This is a genomic window from Marinobacter sp. RI1, from assembly GCF_041155085.1.
Taxonomy (GTDB): Bacteria; Pseudomonadota; Gammaproteobacteria; order Pseudomonadales; family Oleiphilaceae; genus Marinobacter; species Marinobacter nauticus.
The window spans coordinates 495835-510590 of record NZ_AP031605.1 but is presented as its reverse complement, the minus strand read 5'-3'; the positions used below and the strand labels follow the sequence as shown (position 1 = coordinate 510590).

Annotated in this window: 15 protein-coding genes; 11 read left to right on the top strand and 4 right to left on the bottom strand. The window is 60.0% G+C overall.

Annotated elements, in window-relative coordinates; translation table 11 throughout:
- Window positions 1–140 precede the first annotated feature (140 nt).
- A complete protein-coding gene (locus ACAM27_RS02295) occupies window positions 141–1937 on the top strand; it encodes a diguanylate cyclase (RefSeq protein ID WP_278801918.1) in 1797 nt (598 codons plus the stop codon).
- Window positions 1938–1939: 2 nt separating this feature from the next.
- On the opposite strand, the gene ACAM27_RS02290 is transcribed toward ACAM27_RS02295, so the two are convergent.
- The 3 genes from ACAM27_RS02290 to ACAM27_RS02280 all read right to left on the bottom strand — a co-directional run bounded on the left by ACAM27_RS02290 (window position 1940) and on the right by ACAM27_RS02280 (window position 4592).
- Window positions 1940–2326, bottom strand: coding sequence for a DoxX family protein (locus ACAM27_RS02290; protein ID WP_014420036.1), 387 nt, complete (start codon window positions 2324–2326; stop codon window positions 1940–1942).
- Window positions 2327–2406: 80 nt separating this feature from the next.
- Complete coding sequence (locus ACAM27_RS02285) at window positions 2407–3054, bottom strand: hypothetical protein (RefSeq protein ID WP_031211724.1); 648 nt, start codon at window positions 3052–3054, stop codon at window positions 2407–2409.
- Between the two features lie 191 nt (window positions 3055–3245).
- The gene (locus ACAM27_RS02280; protein ID WP_014420038.1) at window positions 3246–4592 is read right to left on the bottom strand and encodes an MATE family efflux transporter; all 1347 of its coding nucleotides are present in this window, start codon (window positions 4590–4592) and stop codon (window positions 3246–3248) included.
- 188 nt (window positions 4593–4780) lie between these two features.
- On the opposite strand from ACAM27_RS02280, the gene coxB reads away from it, so the two are divergent.
- The 4 genes from coxB to ACAM27_RS02260 are packed head-to-tail and all read left to right on the top strand — an operon-like array spanning window position 4781 to window position 9054.
- Window positions 4781–5905, top strand: a complete 1125-nt coding sequence (gene coxB, locus ACAM27_RS02275; RefSeq protein ID WP_206854241.1) for a cytochrome c oxidase subunit II — start codon at window positions 4781–4783, stop codon at window positions 5903–5905.
- 57 nt (window positions 5906–5962) lie between these two features.
- Entirely contained in the window at window positions 5963–7546 is a 1584-nt protein-coding gene (gene ctaD / locus ACAM27_RS02270; protein ID WP_011783643.1) for a cytochrome c oxidase subunit I, read from the top strand.
- Between the two features lie 13 nt (window positions 7547–7559).
- Window positions 7560–8150 (top strand): cytochrome c oxidase assembly protein, encoded by a 591-nt coding sequence (locus tag ACAM27_RS02265; protein WP_022992666.1) that lies wholly within the window; start codon window positions 7560–7562, stop codon window positions 8148–8150.
- 16 nt (window positions 8151–8166) lie between these two features.
- A complete protein-coding gene (locus tag ACAM27_RS02260) occupies window positions 8167–9054 on the top strand; it encodes a cytochrome c oxidase subunit 3 (RefSeq protein ID WP_278801932.1) in 888 nt (295 codons plus the stop codon).
- A gap of 11 nt (window positions 9055–9065) precedes the next feature.
- On the opposite strand, the gene ACAM27_RS02255 is transcribed toward ACAM27_RS02260, so the two are convergent.
- Window positions 9066–9269, bottom strand: a complete 204-nt coding sequence (locus tag ACAM27_RS02255) for a twin transmembrane helix small protein (protein ID WP_222447435.1) — start codon at window positions 9267–9269, stop codon at window positions 9066–9068.
- Between the two features lie 97 nt (window positions 9270–9366).
- Between ACAM27_RS02255 and ACAM27_RS02250 the strand changes: the two genes are divergently transcribed.
- The 6 genes from ACAM27_RS02250 (at window position 9367) to ACAM27_RS02225 (ending at window position 14751) form a co-directional block, all read left to right on the top strand.
- Window positions 9367–10116 (top strand): SURF1 family protein, encoded by a 750-nt coding sequence (locus ACAM27_RS02250; RefSeq protein ID WP_369612476.1) that lies wholly within the window; start codon window positions 9367–9369, stop codon window positions 10114–10116.
- Window positions 10097–10738 carry a hypothetical protein gene (locus ACAM27_RS02245; protein WP_222447436.1) on the top strand — a complete coding sequence of 214 codons (642 nt, stop codon included), beginning with the start codon at window positions 10097–10099 and terminating at the stop codon, window positions 10736–10738. The genes ACAM27_RS02250 and ACAM27_RS02245 overlap by 20 nt, the downstream gene beginning before the upstream one ends.
- Before the next feature lie 15 nt (window positions 10739–10753).
- Window positions 10754–11860 carry a heme A synthase gene (locus ACAM27_RS02240; protein WP_369612475.1) on the top strand — a complete coding sequence of 369 codons (1107 nt, stop codon included), beginning with the start codon at window positions 10754–10756 and terminating at the stop codon, window positions 11858–11860.
- Window positions 11857–12777, top strand: coding sequence for a heme o synthase (cyoE, locus tag ACAM27_RS02235; RefSeq protein ID WP_222198185.1), 921 nt, complete (start codon window positions 11857–11859; stop codon window positions 12775–12777). The genes ACAM27_RS02240 and cyoE overlap by 4 nt, the downstream gene beginning before the upstream one ends.
- Window positions 12778–12809: 32 nt before the next feature.
- On the top strand, window positions 12810–13466 hold the full coding sequence (locus ACAM27_RS02230) for an SCO family protein (RefSeq protein ID WP_222198186.1): 657 nt from the start codon (window positions 12810–12812) through the stop codon (window positions 13464–13466).
- 82 nt (window positions 13467–13548) lie between these two features.
- Window positions 13549–14751, top strand: coding sequence for a YbfB/YjiJ family MFS transporter (locus ACAM27_RS02225; protein WP_369612474.1), 1203 nt, complete (start codon window positions 13549–13551; stop codon window positions 14749–14751).
- The last annotated feature ends 5 nt before the right edge of the window (window positions 14752–14756 follow it).

Here is a 14756-nt window from a genome sequence, read left to right as displayed (position 1 = left end):
CGGGGCTTTACCCCTTAATTTCGTCGGACTTGAGCGGGATATCCGTCTACACTGTTTGTGAAGCACGGTTGGTTATGGTGTTTCCCATCAGAACACAACAGTGTAGTTCAAGCACCTCGGGCCGGAAATTACAGACAATAATGAACGGGCGCATTTCCCGCAGAACAGGCATATTCCTTACCTTGCTGCTGTGCTTGGCCTTCAATGCTGCCCATGCCGAGCCGGTATCCTTCCAATGGTTGTCGGTACCTCAGGGGGCCAGGGATGTCGAGGCGGTCCGCGCCATCGGCCCTGACCAGTGGCAGACGGTTCCCGCCGGCCAGACCCTGAACCGGGGATTCAGTGACGACGAATTCTGGTTGCAGGTACGGGTACCGGCGCAACCCGCCAACCGGGTTCTGGAAGTGGGTTATCCCCTGCTCGATGAAGTGTCGGTGTATTGGGAACTGGATGGCCGGATTATCGAATCCCATCACACCGGGGATACCCGGCCGTTCGACAGCCGGCCAATTGTGCACCGCAATTTCGTCTTTCTGGTGCCGTCCAATACCGAGCCGGTCACCGCCTGGATTCGTGTGCAGACCCAGGGCTCCGTTCAGGTTCCCGTCGCGGTCACACCGTCCGCCGAATTTCTTGCTAACGAACAGATTTCCTATGGCTGGCAGACCATGTTCCTGGGGATCGTGGTCGCCCTGGCCCTGTATAACCTGTTTCTGTTCCTGATTGTCCGCCACCAGACCTACCTCTGGTATGTGCTGACGGTTGTCTGTTCCGGTGCTGTGCAGCTCAACTTCAATGGCCTGCTGTTCCAGTGGTTCTGGCCAGACGTGCCGTGGATCAACCGTTACTTCACTGTGCCCGTGGTCAGTGCCGCGCTGATTGCGGCCATCGTTTTTACCATGAAATTCCTGTTGGTCAAGAGTTACTCGCGCTGGGGTTATCGGGTCCTCCAGACACTACTGGCGGTCAATCTGTTGGGCCTGATCTACGGTTTCGTTGGCTCTTACCAGGTGGGTATTATCTGGATAAGTAGCCTGGCTGCGTTCGCGACCCCTGTGGCCTGGCTCATTGGTATCAATGTCTGGCGCAGGGGCCAGATCCTGGGCGGCTTTTATGTACTTGCCTGGACGCCCTTGCTGCTGGGGCATCTGGTGCTGGCGGTCAGCAAGCTGGGCTGGATTCCGCGCAGTCCGTTTACCGAGCTGGCGCCCCAGGCCGGGGTGGCGGTTGAGGTGATTCTGCTGTCGTTTGCCCTGGCCTACCGGATCAACATGGAGCGCCGGCGCCGGCAACAGGCCCAGGAGCATGCCCTGGACGTTCAGCGCCAGGCCAACCTGACCCTGGAATCCCGGGTTCGGGAACGTACCGAGGAACTGGAGCAGGCAAACGAGCAGTTACGGGCCATCAGCCTGACCGACGGCCTGACTCACGTCGCCAACCGGCGCCGGTTTGATGAGAAACTGGAAACCGAGTGGAACCGGGCGTTGCGTCACGAGCATGAACTGAGCCTGATTCTGCTGGATATTGACCACTTCAAGCAGGTGAACGACCGCTTCGGCCATCTGGTGGGAGACGATTGCCTGGTGGCGCTGGCCGCAATTCTGTCCGATGAAGTCCAGCGCTCTGGAGACCTGGTGGCTCGTTACGGCGGTGAGGAGTTCGCCATTCTGCTGCCTACCACAGATGTGGCCGGCGCGCAGCAAGTGGCGGAACGGATGCGGCTGTCGGTCGCCCGAACGCCGGTCAACAGCGGCGAGCACATGTCGCCGGTCAGCCTGACCATCAGTCTCGGTGTGGCGACACTGACCCCCAACCGGCAATCCGATTGTCAGGAACTGATTCGCCGCGCCGATGAGGCGCTCTATGCCGCCAAGTCTGATGGGCGCAATCGGGTGGTGGTCTGGCACCCGAAAGCGGTTGCTCCCACCACCGGCTGACCTCAGTTCTTGAGCTTGTACCGACCCGGCCCCAGGAAAATCAGCGCCAGTGCGGTGAACAGGAAGAAGCCCTGAAGTTCCAGCGCCCAGCCGCCATTGCTGCTCAGGGTCAACAGCTGATGGCCATGCACCAGGGCGATGGCGACGATCATGTTGAAGACAATGATCAGGGCGCCAATCCGGGTCTGGTATCCGAGAATCACCATCAGCGGTGCAATCACTTCCCCGATATAGACGCCGTAGGCCAGGATCGTGGGCAGGCCATGGCTGGCCAGCTGGCCTTCGATAAAGCCAATGCCATTGAGCAGTTTGGCGATGCCGTGGAACAGCAGTAACCCGCCCAGTGTCAGCCGTACAATCAGTTTTCCCAGATCGGCATTATCCAGCACGTTTGGCCTCCTCAGTGTTGTTCGGGAGGGCAAGAATACTGTTTTTCCGGAGGCAATTCAGTGACGTGTTGTTATTAAACTCAGCACGACGGCCCGAGGGCGAAGCGGATGTGGTTCCGCTCCAGCAGGTTTTCCCAGTACTGTCGCATCCAGTCCCAGGCCTGGTTATTGACCTGGTCGATGAAGGGTTCCAGGTCCAGGTCGTAATAATCCGGGGTGCCGGCAATCTGGAGTACGGTAACGGTAATGGCATCGTCCAGCTCATTGGCGAAGGGTTCACCAATGAGCTCGTGCACCAAGAGGTTGGCCCGGGTGGCTTCCAGGTCAATCAGTTCGCTGGCGCGGGTAGAGCGGTTGTTATCGTGCATTTCTTCCATCAACCGGTGGCACAGGTAGGCGCGTATGAGCAGCCCGTCCAGGCCATCGTAGCGCACCAGCAGTACTGAGGGCTGGGTGAAGTAGCGGGTAGCGGCATCAATGAAGGGTTGGAACAGTTCGGTTATGCCGGCTTCCCGGGCACAGGCGTCAACACATTCCACCAGCCTGGGCGCCATTTCAATGTATTCCACCGCGAACTGGAACAGGGACGTTGCCGGTTGATAGCCATCCACCACCACCGAACCCGGCAGCCGGGCAGCTTTCTCTTTCATCTGGCGTAAGAAGGCGCCGGATCGTGCTTCCTGGCGCCTTGCCTGATCGATGATTTCAAGGACGGCCTGTGGTGTCATTTCAGGAGATGCCGAAGTCTGAACAATGTGAGGTCGCAAGGCGCCTCCCGTTCTATCAAGGAGTAACCGGAGGCAGGAAAGCAGGGGCTGGCTACCGCAACATGCCTGCCGTTTCTGACTAGTGTAGCCAAGATTTGTTGCCTTGCTGCCTGTACTGGCAAATTTAACGGTTACGGTGTGTATAGCAGGCTTCAGCGGGCATCAAACCACCGGTCCTCGCGGGTATAGCGCCAGCACAACCAGCCCATGCTTCCGGCTCGCGCCAGCATCAGCGTAATGAGCGCAAACCAGAGCCCGTGGTTGCCCCACCCGGTGGTCAGCCACCAGACCGGCAGAAACACAGCCAGCGCTGAAAACAGCATGGTGTTCTGCATTTCCCGGGTGCGGGTGGCGCCGATGAACACACCGTCAAGCAGAAAACCCCAGACCGAGGCAAATGGCAGCAGCCAGAGCCAGGGCAGGTATTGCCAGGCGGTAGTTCGCACCTCCTCCAGACCGGTCAGCAGGCTGATTAGCCAGCGGCCGCCGAGCACGAACGCAACGGTCAGCAGCAACGCACCCCAGATCGACCAGCGCAGGGCGCTCAGGAAGACCATGCGGAACCGGCGCCGGCTGTTCTGGCCAATGGCCTCACCCACCAAAGCTTCGGCAGCATTGGCGAATCCGTCCAGGGCATTGGAAATCACCAGCAAAAAGGTGATCAGCACGGCGTTGGCGGCCAGGATGATATCCCCCTGCCGGGCACCCTGAGCGGTGAAAAACGCCAGTACCAGCAGCAGGGCAATGGTGCGAACCATGATGTAACGGTTCACCTGCAGAATGGTCAGGTAGTCTGCCAACTGTCCGAACAGCGCGCGGGTCAGTCGCTGGCCTTCGGGCATCCTCCGAAGCACGATGGCAAACCCGATCAGGGCAGCACCGTATTCGGCCATCACGGTGGCCATGGCCACGCCCCGGCTGTTCCAGCCCAGTACCGTAACGAAGAACACGTCCAGCACAATGTTGATGCCGTTGGCGATGATCAGCATCACCATGGGGCCGCGGGGGAACTGGGTACCGATCAGCCAGCCCACCAGGGTGTACTGGCACAGCACCGCGGGCGCACTCCAGATACGGATAGCCGCGTATTCTGCGGCCAGAGCGGCCACCTCAGGGCTGGGATTCATCAGCTTCAGACCGATTCGGATCAACGGTTGGTGAAACAGGATCAGTAATAGCCCGATGCCGATGGCCAGCAGGATTGAACGTAATAGCAGCGCGACCTGAGCAAAGGCATCCCGTTTGCCCCAGGCCTGCGCCGCCAGTCCGGTGGTGCCCATGCGCATGAAACCGAAAGTCCAGTACAGGATGCTGAACAGGTTGGCGCCCACGGCAACCGCGCCCAGGTATTCCGGACTGTGCAGATGGCCGAGCACGGCGGTGTCCACCAGGCCCAGCAGGGGCACGGTGAGATTGGTCAGCATCAGTGGCCAGGCCAGTGCCCACAGGCGTCGGTCAATGATGCCGGGCGCACGCTGCTTATTCTTTATGCTTCTCAAAACTCTGCACTTATCTTATTTGGATTTAAGGATTTTTTAGTCTTTTTTTGATCTGTGTCTATACTCAATTTTGATGTATCCATAAGCAGGCTTTCACTCGGGGATTTCCGACGGTTGCGAGTGCCATCGGTAAATTTCGGAGGGATGACGCAAAATCCGACAAGAATAACACTCTGTGGAGACACAGTATGCGCGTGCATGCCAAGCGGGCAGTAGCCCTAGCCGCTGGTCTGTTGTCACCGGCTGTGGTCGTGGCCGACTGGACCATGAACATGACGCCCGGTGTAACCGGCACCAGTAATCAGATTTTCAGCCTTCACATGACCATTCTCTGGATCTGCGTCGCCATCGGTGTGGTGGTGTTCGGGGTCATGTTCTGGTCCATTTTCGCCCATCGCAAATCCCAGGGCGCCAAACCGGCCAATTTCCATGAGAACACGGTGGTCGAAATTCTCTGGACCATTATTCCCTTTGCCATTCTCGTGGCCATGGCCATTCCCGCCACGGCAACGCTGGTGGAGATGTACGACACCACCGAATCCGAAGTGGATATCAAGATTACCGGCTATCAGTGGCGCTGGCAGTATGAGTACATCAATGAAGATTTCGGTTATTTCTCCAGCCTGTCCACACCCCGGGACCAGATCGAGAACCGCCAGGCCAAGGGTGAAAACTACCTCCTGGAAGTGGACAACCCGCTGGTGATTCCAGTCGGCAAGAAAGTGCGTTTTCTGTTGACCGCCAATGATGTAATCCACTCCTGGTGGGTGCCGGAGTTTGGCGTGAAGAAAGATGCCATCCCCGGTTTTATCAATGAAACCTGGACCCGGGTGGATGAGCCGGGCATTTACCGTGGCCAGTGCACCGAGCTGTGTGGCAAGGACCACGGCTTCATGCCGGTGGTGGTCGAGGCGGTGCCGGAAGAGGAATACAACGCCTGGGTGGCGGAGCAGCGCGAGGCAGCCGAGAAAGAACGCCAGCTGACCCAGAAAGACTGGACTCTGGAAGAATTGATGGCGCGTGGTGAGAAGGCTTATGCCACAGCCTGTGCGGCCTGCCACCAGGCGGATGGCAGCGGGGCCCCCCCGGCGTTCCCCGCGCTCAAGGGTAGCCCGATTGCGACCGGGGATATGACGGCTCACATCGACATTGTGGTGAACGGCAAGTCCGGGACGGCGATGCAGGCGTTCGGCAACCAGCTGAGCGAAGTTGACCTGGCCGCGGTGATTACCTATGAGCGTAATGCCTGGGGTAACAACACCGGCGATATGGTCACGCCCAAGGAAATTTTTGATTACAAGAACCAGCAGTAATCAACGCCAGATAACAACAATCACCAGCCACATCAGAAGGCGGTAACGGGGGTTTTCATGAGTGCGGTTGCAGATACCCACAGCCAGGAACATCACCACGGCCCGGCCAAAGGCATCAGCCGCTGGCTGCTGACCACAAACCACAAAGACATCGGGTCCATGTACCTGATGTTCAGTTTTGCCATGTTCCTGCTCGGCGGCAGCATGGCCATGGTCATCCGGGCCGAACTGTTCCAGCCCGGCCTGCAGATTGTGCAGCCGGAGTTCTTTAACCAGATGACCACCATGCACGGTCTGATCATGGTGTTCGGGGCGGTCATGCCGGCTTTTGTCGGGTTAGCCAACTGGATGCTGCCCTTGATGATCGGCGCGCCGGACATGGCACTGCCGCGCATGAATAACTGGAGTTTCTGGCTGCTACCCTGCGCCTTCCTGATTCTGGTCTCCACCCTGTTCATGCAGGGCGGCGCCCCCAACTTCGGCTGGACCTTCTATGCGCCGCTGTCCACCACCTACGGGCCGCCCAGTACCACGTTCTTTATCTTTGCGGTGCATATCATGGGGGTGTCTTCGATCATGGGCGCCATCAACGTCATTGCCACCATTCTGAACATGCGGGCACCGGGCATGACCCTGATGAAAATGCCCCTGTTCGTCTGGACCTGGCTGATCACCGCGTTCCTGCTGATTGCGGTCATGCCGGTACTGGCCGGTGTGGTGACCATGATGCTGATGGACATCAACTTCGGTACCAGCTTCTTTGATGCCTCCGGTGGTGGCGATCCGGTGCTGTTCCAGCATGTGTTCTGGTTCTTTGGGCATCCGGAGGTGTACATCATGATCCTGCCGGCGTTCGGGGCCATCTCCCACATTGTTGCGGCCTTCTCCCGCAAGCCGCTGTTTGGCTATGCCTCCATGGTGTATGCGGTGGGTGCCATTGCCCTGTTGTCGTTCGTGGTCTGGGCGCACCATATGTTTACCGTGGGTATTCCACTGGCCGGGCAGTTGTTCTTCATGTACGCCACCATGCTGATTGCCGTGCCCACCGGGGTGAAGGTGTTCAACTGGGTCACCACCATGTTCCGGGGCTCCCTGAGTTTCGAGGCGCCCATGCTGTTTGCCGTGGCCTTTATCATTCTGTTCACTATCGGTGGTTTCTCCGGGCTGATGCTGGCCATCGCGCCTGCGGACTTCCAATACCACGATACCTACTTTGTGGTCGCGCATTTCCATTATGTGCTGGTGCCCGGTGCCATCTTCGGCATCTTCGCTTCCGCCTACTTCTGGCTGCCCAAGTGGACCGGCCACATGTACGACGAAACCCTGGCCAAGACCCACTTCTGGCTGTCGTTCATCGGCATGAACCTGGCTTTCTTCCCCATGCATTTCCTGGGGCTGGCGGGCATGCCCCGGCGGATTCCGGACTACGCGCTGCAGTTTGCTGACTTCAACATGGTATCGAGCATCGGGGCTTTTATGTTCGGCGTCAGTCAGTTGCTGTTCCTGTTCATCGTGGTGAAGTGTGTGCGAGGGGGCGAGAAGGCCGCCGCCAAACCCTGGGATGGTGCCGAAGGGCTGGAATGGACGGTGCCCTCGCCGGCGCCCTATCACACTTTCTCGACACCGCCGGAAGTGAAATAACCGGGAGGTCGCCATGGCAGAGCCACAACACGGCAAACGCAGCAACGGTCGGGTGATTGCCTGGTGCATGGCCGGCGTGGTCGGTATGTTTGCCTTCGGCTTTGCCCTGGTGCCCCTGTACGACGTGTTCTGCGAAATCACCGGTATCAACGGCAAGACCGGCGGCCGGTACGAAGCGCAGGTCACCAACCAGGTGGATGCCAACCGCACCGTAACGGTCCAGTTCCTGGCCAGTAATGGCCCGGGTATGTCCTGGGAATTCCGGCCGGTGACCCGCAGCATCAAGGTGCATCCCGGTGAGCCGGTGACCGTCAATTTCTACGCCGAAAACGGCAGCGACCAGGCCATGGTCGGACAGGCAGTTCCCAGCCTGTCCCCGGCTGAGGGCACCCTGTACTTCCACAAGACCGAGTGTTTCTGTTTCAACCAGCAGCCCCTGGAAGCCGGCGAAAGCACAGAAATGCCTCTGGTGTTTATCGTGGATCCGGAACTGCCGGAACACATCACCAAGCTGACACTGTCCTACACCCTTTACGACCAGAGCCAGAAGGCCGAGGTATCGGGTGCCGCCGGGGCAGCAAAAACAACCAACAATAACGGCTAAGCCATCGGAGACAGCTATGGCGGATCACCAGACCTACTACGTTCCCGAACAGAGCAAGTGGCCCATTGTCGCTACCGTTGGCCTGGGGGTCACCCTGTATGGCGCGGCAGCCATCATGGTGAACGGCAACCAGGGTGAAAGCACCACCGGTTCCTGGATCATGTTCTGGATTGGCGCGCTGATCATGGCGTACATGCTGTTCGGCTGGTTCGGCAGCGTTATCCGCGAGAGCCGGGCCGGACTATACAGCGACCAGATGGACCGCTCTTTCCGCTGGGGGATGAGCTGGTTCATTTTCTCGGAAGTCATGTTTTTTGCGGCTTTCTTCGGTGCGCTCTTCTACGTTCGGATGTTCGTGGTGCCCTGGCTGGGGGGCGAGGGTGATAAAGGCAGTAGCAACATGCTGTGGGAAGGCTTTCAGGCCAGTTGGCCTCTGGTCAACAACCCTAACCCTGAGGCCTACCCGGGCCCGAAGGAAGTGATCGGGCCCTGGGGCCTGCCGCTGATCAACACCATCCTGCTGGTAACCTCGTCGTTCACGGTGACCATTGCCCACCATGCCCTGAAAGCGGGTAACCGGGCCAAGGTGAAGCTGTGGCTGGGAGCCACCATTGCGCTGGCGGTGGTGTTCATGTTCGTTCAGGGCTACGAGTACATGCACGCCTATCAGGACCTGGACCTGACCCTGAAGTCCGGCATCTATGGCAGCACGTTCTTTATGTTAACGGGTTTCCACGGGGCGCATGTGATGCTGGGTACTTTGATGCTCGCCATCATGCTGGTCCGGATCATCAAGGGCCATTTCACCGCCGATAATCATTTCGGCTTTGAAGCGGCAGCCTGGTACTGGCATTTTGTGGATGTGGTCTGGCTGGGCCTGTTTGTGTTCGTGTATGTACTCTGAGGCAGGTGAAGTCAGGGTGTCGGGTTCAAGGTGAGATCGCCGGCCCAGAGCGCGATCAGCACCACGGCCAGTAATAGCACGCTGAGCGACACCCGCACCGCCAGTGAGTTCACCACACGGTTGGTTTTACCGCCGTCCCGAATCAGGAAAAACAGCCCGCTGAACAGGCTGATAATGACGGCGAACAGCAGTACGACAATGGCAAGTTTTAACATGAGGAATCCGGTTGTTTCAGGTCCGCAGCCTGTTGAGCATTCTGGTGCCGGGAACAACGCCCCGGTTTGTTACTTCACTATAGCAGAGCGGCGCTAAGTGGGTTTTAGCTCCCGCCGCTGGCAGTTCGACTGGCGCCTGCTGGTCTTCAGCGGTGTCTTTCTGCCTCTGCTGATCAGTCTGGGTGTCTGGCAGCTGAACCGCGCCGCGGAAAAAACCAGTCGGCTGGAGACCTGGAATTCAGAAAGCGCCGGGTGGGACTGGCAGGATGTGGCGGTTGCAGATGGGTGGCAGGAGGGCCAACCGGTCACCCTGACCGGTTGGTACCGGGAGCAGAGCTGGTTGCTGGACAATCGGACCCGGGACGGCCGCGCCGGTTACGAAGTGCTGACGCTTTTTGTGCCGCTCTCAGGCCCTTTGGTGGTGGTCAACCGGGGCTGGGTACCGGCACCGGCCAGCCGCGAACAACTGCCGGAAGTGCAGACGCCTGAGCCTCTGTTTACCCTTCAGGGCCGGCTGGCGGCCTATCCGGAACCTCCTGTGCTGGGGGCGCAGGAACCCGATACACCCGGCTGGCCGAGACGGGTCCAGGCGTTGCCGGAGAGCCGGGTTCGGGCGTTGGGCAACACGCCGGCCCCGATGATTGTTCACCTTGCCGACAGCCAGCAACCGGGTGCATATCGGGCGGACCGGGCGCCGGATGTGATGGGCCCGCAGACGCATTACGGATACGCCGCCCAGTGGTTTGCACTGGCGGTAGCACTGACTATATTGACTCTGGTGGCGAGTTATAAAAAAGACAGCGAAAGACCCAAGGCAGGAGCCGACAATGACAACGACAACGGCTGACTCTCTCTCTCATTCTGATGGCCCGAGCCCGGCTCAGGTCAGGCGGGGCAGGCGCACCGCCATGCTGCTCTTTGCGGTGGGGTTCGGTCCCATGCTGGTGGCGACGGTCATGTTTTACACTGGTTGGCTTAACCCGGCCGGCCAGAGCAATCAGGGACAGTTGGTGCAACCGCCGGTGCCGGTGGCAGAGCTGAATCTGCAAACCGCTGCGGGGGATCCCCTGCAGGCGCGTTTTGGTGTTGATGTCGCCGACCCGAAATGGCTGATGCTGGTGGCCTCGGAGCGTTGCGCGGAAGACTGCGAGCAGCTGCTGTATCTGGCTCGCCAGGTTAACGTTGCGCTTGGCAAGAACGCGCCGCGTGTTGGCCGTGCCGCCTATCTGGGCACGGTACCGGCGGATCTGGAGCGGCGCTGGTCCGATGAGTACCAGTTGATGGAGCGCCTGCAACCGGCCGCTGGCAAGACACCGGCATGGCCCGCCGGGATCAACCCGGAGCAGCAACCGAGAATCCTGCTGGTCGACCCGTTTGGCAATGTGATGATGCACTATGGCAGCGAACACACCGGCAAACAGCTGCTGAAAGATCTGAAGCACCTGCTGAAACTGTCACAGATTGGCTAACGGGAGGCCTGCGGTATGACGGCGATGTCTCCGGAGCAATCCCGGGCAATAGCAAAGAAACTGGCGTTCTGGGCCACCCTGGCCTGTTTGCTGGCGGTGGTGGTGATCATGCTCGGTGCCTGGACACGGCTGGTTCACGCCGGCCTGGGATGCCCGGACTGGCCTGGCTGTTATGGCTTTCTGACCGTACCCCAGGATGAAACCCGCATCGCCATCGCCAATGCCCGTTTCCCGGAGACCCCGGTGGATGTCTCCAAGGGCTGGCCGGAAATGATCCATCGCTACGCCGCCGGTACCCTGGGACTACTGGTATTCGGGCTGGCCATTGCCTCGGTGCGCAATCGCAGAGCGGGGCTTCCGGTCAAACTGCCGCTGTTCATTGCCGGCTTTATCGTGTTGCAGGCCGCGTTCGGCATGTGGACGGTTACCCTCAAGCTCTGGCCCCAGGTGGTGGCCCTGCATCTGCTGGGCGGATTTACCACCCTGAGCCTGTTGTTGTTGCTGACCCTGCGGCTCCGGCGGCGGGCGCGGGAAAGTGAGGCGCCGCGGCCGGCGATGGCGGCGTCCCTGACAAGACTCCGACCCTGGCTGTATGGCGGTTTGCTGCTGGTCATTACCCAGATTGCCCTGGGGGCCTGGACGGCAGCCAACTACGCTGCCGTTGCCTGTACCGATCTGCCTACCTGTCAGGGTCAGTGGTGGCCCGAGGGCATGGATTTTCAGCATGGATTTGATATCACCCAACATGTTGGTCCCAACTATCTGGGCGGCCAGCTGACCAGCGATGGCCGGGTTGCTATTCACGTCAGCCATCGCCTGGGCGCGGTCCTTGTGTTGGGTTATCTGGCCATATTGCTGGGGCTGCTGTGGCGCCAGCGAGCCCAGAGCGGTCTCGACAGGGCCATCGCTCTGGTGGGCGGTGCCCTGGTGCTCCAGTTCTGTCTGGGGCTGACCAACGTCTGGCTGCACATTCCCCTGATCGTCGCCGTTGCCCATAACGCCATGGGCGCCGGCCTGTTACTGTCGATGGTGCACCTGATCTGGCGGCATCATCAGCTGGCCCTGCCAGCACTATCCCCCGCACCTCATACAACAACCATAAACCGGGAGGTTACGGCATGAGCGAGCAAGTGAAGGCGCTGCCGATCCAGAATTCAACGCATGCGAGCCCTATTTCCTGGCGCGATTACCTGGAACTGACCAAGCCCCGGGTAGTGGCATTGATGATTCTTACCTCGGTGATCGGCATGCTGCTGGCAGCACCAGGCATTCCCGGATGGAGCGTGCTGCTGTTTGGCAACCTGGGAATCGCCCTGCTGGCCGGTGCGGCTGCGGTGGTGAACCACGTGGTGGATCAGAAGATTGATACCGTGATGGCCCGCACTCGCAAACGGCCGGTGGCGACTGGCCGGATTGCGCCGCTGGACGCCCTGCTGTTTGCTACCGTGCTGGCGGCTCTGGGTATGGTCGTGCTGGTGTGGCAGGTGAACGAGCTAACCGCCTGGCTGACGCTGGCCTCCCTGGTGGGTTACGCCGGTGTTTACACCCTGTTCCTGAAACGGGCGACGCCACAGAACATTGTCATCGGTGGGCTGGCCGGTGCTATGCCGCCACTGCTGGGCTGGACCGCGGTCACTGGCCAGGTGGAAGGCCACGCGCTGTTGCTGGTTCTGATCATCTTCGCCTGGACGCCACCGCATTTCTGGGCTCTGGCCATCCACCGCAAGGAGGAATACGCCAAGGCTGGTATTCCCATGCTGCCGGTGACCCACGGCAATCGTTACACCGAACTGCATATTCTGCTCTATACCCTGATGCTGCTGGCCGTCAGCCTGCTACCGTTTGTCACAGGCATGTCCGGCGGTATTTACCTGGTGGGCGCCCTGGCGCTAGGCTTGAGGTTCCTGCAATATGCTGTTCGCCTGCTGCGCGGCGACGACCGGCGGGTAGCGCTGAACACCTTCAAATATTCCATCACCTATCTGATGGCGTTGTTTGTGGTGTTGCTGGTAGATCATTTTGTCTTTGTCCCGGCCTGACTGGCCGGGGTTAAGCCTGGTTGGGAGACCCTATGGGGCGGTCGATTCGGATCACGTTGTTTGCTCTGTTGTTGCTGGTGGTGCTGGTGTTCGGCCTGACAGTGGGTCGGCAGATCTTTCTGGTGGGGGGCGAACCGGTACCGGCGCCGGATCTCAGCCAGTACAACGCCTATGTCTACGACCAGCCAAGGCCCCTGGTGGAGTTCTCTCTGACCAACGAGGAAGGAGAGACGGTCACCCGGGAAGATCTCCGGGGCCGGTGGACCTTCGTGTTTGTGGGCTATACCAATTGCCCGGACATCTGCCCAGCTGCCATGGCCAATCTGCGCCGTACCGACCAGTTGCTGTCCCCGGAATTACCCCAACCGGACTATCTGCTGGTCTCGGCAGACCCGGAGCACGATACCCCGGCGAAGCTGAAGGCCTATACCGATTTCTTTGGTGAGCATTTCCACGGCCTGACCGGCGATCTGGACACCCTGCGCCAGGTCGCCAAGAGCGTGAGCGCGGTGTTTGTGCACCGGCAGGTGAATGGGGAGTTGCTGGTGGACCACAGCGGGCATTTTGCCTTGCTCAATCCGGACGGCGACGTTCAGGCGCTGATCCAGCCACCCCACAAGCCGGAGCAGCTGGCCGAAGCCTTTGAGCGCATCTACCAGTGGGCCAACGCCAATCGCCAGCCAGGCTGAGGCGAAGGTCTCACTGACAAGCATTGGTTAGTCACCTACACTACCCGGTTTCCGTTGATAACCTGACGACCGGGCCTATGCCATGACTTCTGCAAATACCCCCACCCCCAGGCAACTGTTTACGGTTCTGCTCGCCGGTAGCCTGGTGTTGCTGGTTGTCCACGGCCTTGGCCGATTCATCTACACCCCGTTGTTGCCCTACCTGGTGGCCGATAACCAGTTCAACGCGCCGGATGGAGCTGCGGTGGCCACCTGGAACTACCTCGGCTATCTGATGGGGGCAATGCTGGCCATCCGTTGGCACAGAATCGACCAGATCCGGCTGATGTTGCCTCTTTTCCTGGCGGTTCATGTGGTGACCACGCTGATCGTGACCCAGACCGACCAGTTGACGGTGATTTCTGTCACCCGCTGGCTGAACGGTGTGGCTAACGGCGTGGTATTCGTCCAGGCGCCAGCCCTGATTCTGGAATGGCTGGTAATGCGCAACCGGGCCTCTCTCAGCGGTCTGGTCTATATCGGTGTTGGTGTAGGGCTGCTGGTGTCCAGCGGCCTGGTTACCGGAACCGCCAGCCTGCTGGAGGGCGCGGAGCGCTGGTGGCCGGCTGCCCTGTTGTCGATTCCCCTGGCCTGGTGGGGTGCCATGCAGTTACGGCAACTGGAGGTACCGGTGCGCCAGCATGATGACGCCGGTAAGGCGGTGGTCAATACCCCGTTGCTGGATCGCGCCAGCATCCCGCTGTTTCTGTCCTATGCCGGGGCGGGCCTGGGTTACATCCTGCCCATGACCTTCCTGCCCCTGTTGGCAAAACTGGAACTGCCTGAGGGCCACGCCTTGCTGGACGGCACCTGGGTGATCGTCGCCCTGTTCACCATCCCGGCGCCCTGGCTGTGGAACAAACTGGGGGCCCTGATGGGAGACTTGCCCGCCCTTCGCCTGAATTTTCTGATTCAGCTGGCCGGTGTGCTGGCCACCGTGGTCTGGCCTGGCGCCTTGGGCTTGGTGTTATGTGCCGCCCTGGTCGGCAGCACCTTTCTGGGCACGGTATTGCTGACCCAGCGCATCGGGCGCGCGCTGCACCCGCATCAGGGCCCGCGCCTGTCGGCAGCGATGGTGGCACTGTATGGCTTTACCCAGATGGTCGGCCCCTGGCTGACCAAACAGTGGCTGGATGCCGGCGGTACCCTGGTGTCGGCTTTCGGCATCGGGGTGGCAGCGCTGGCGTTTGGCCTGGTATTCGCGTTCTTCGTGCCCCGGCCTGAAGCCTGGTATGCCCGCTCCTGAGGCAT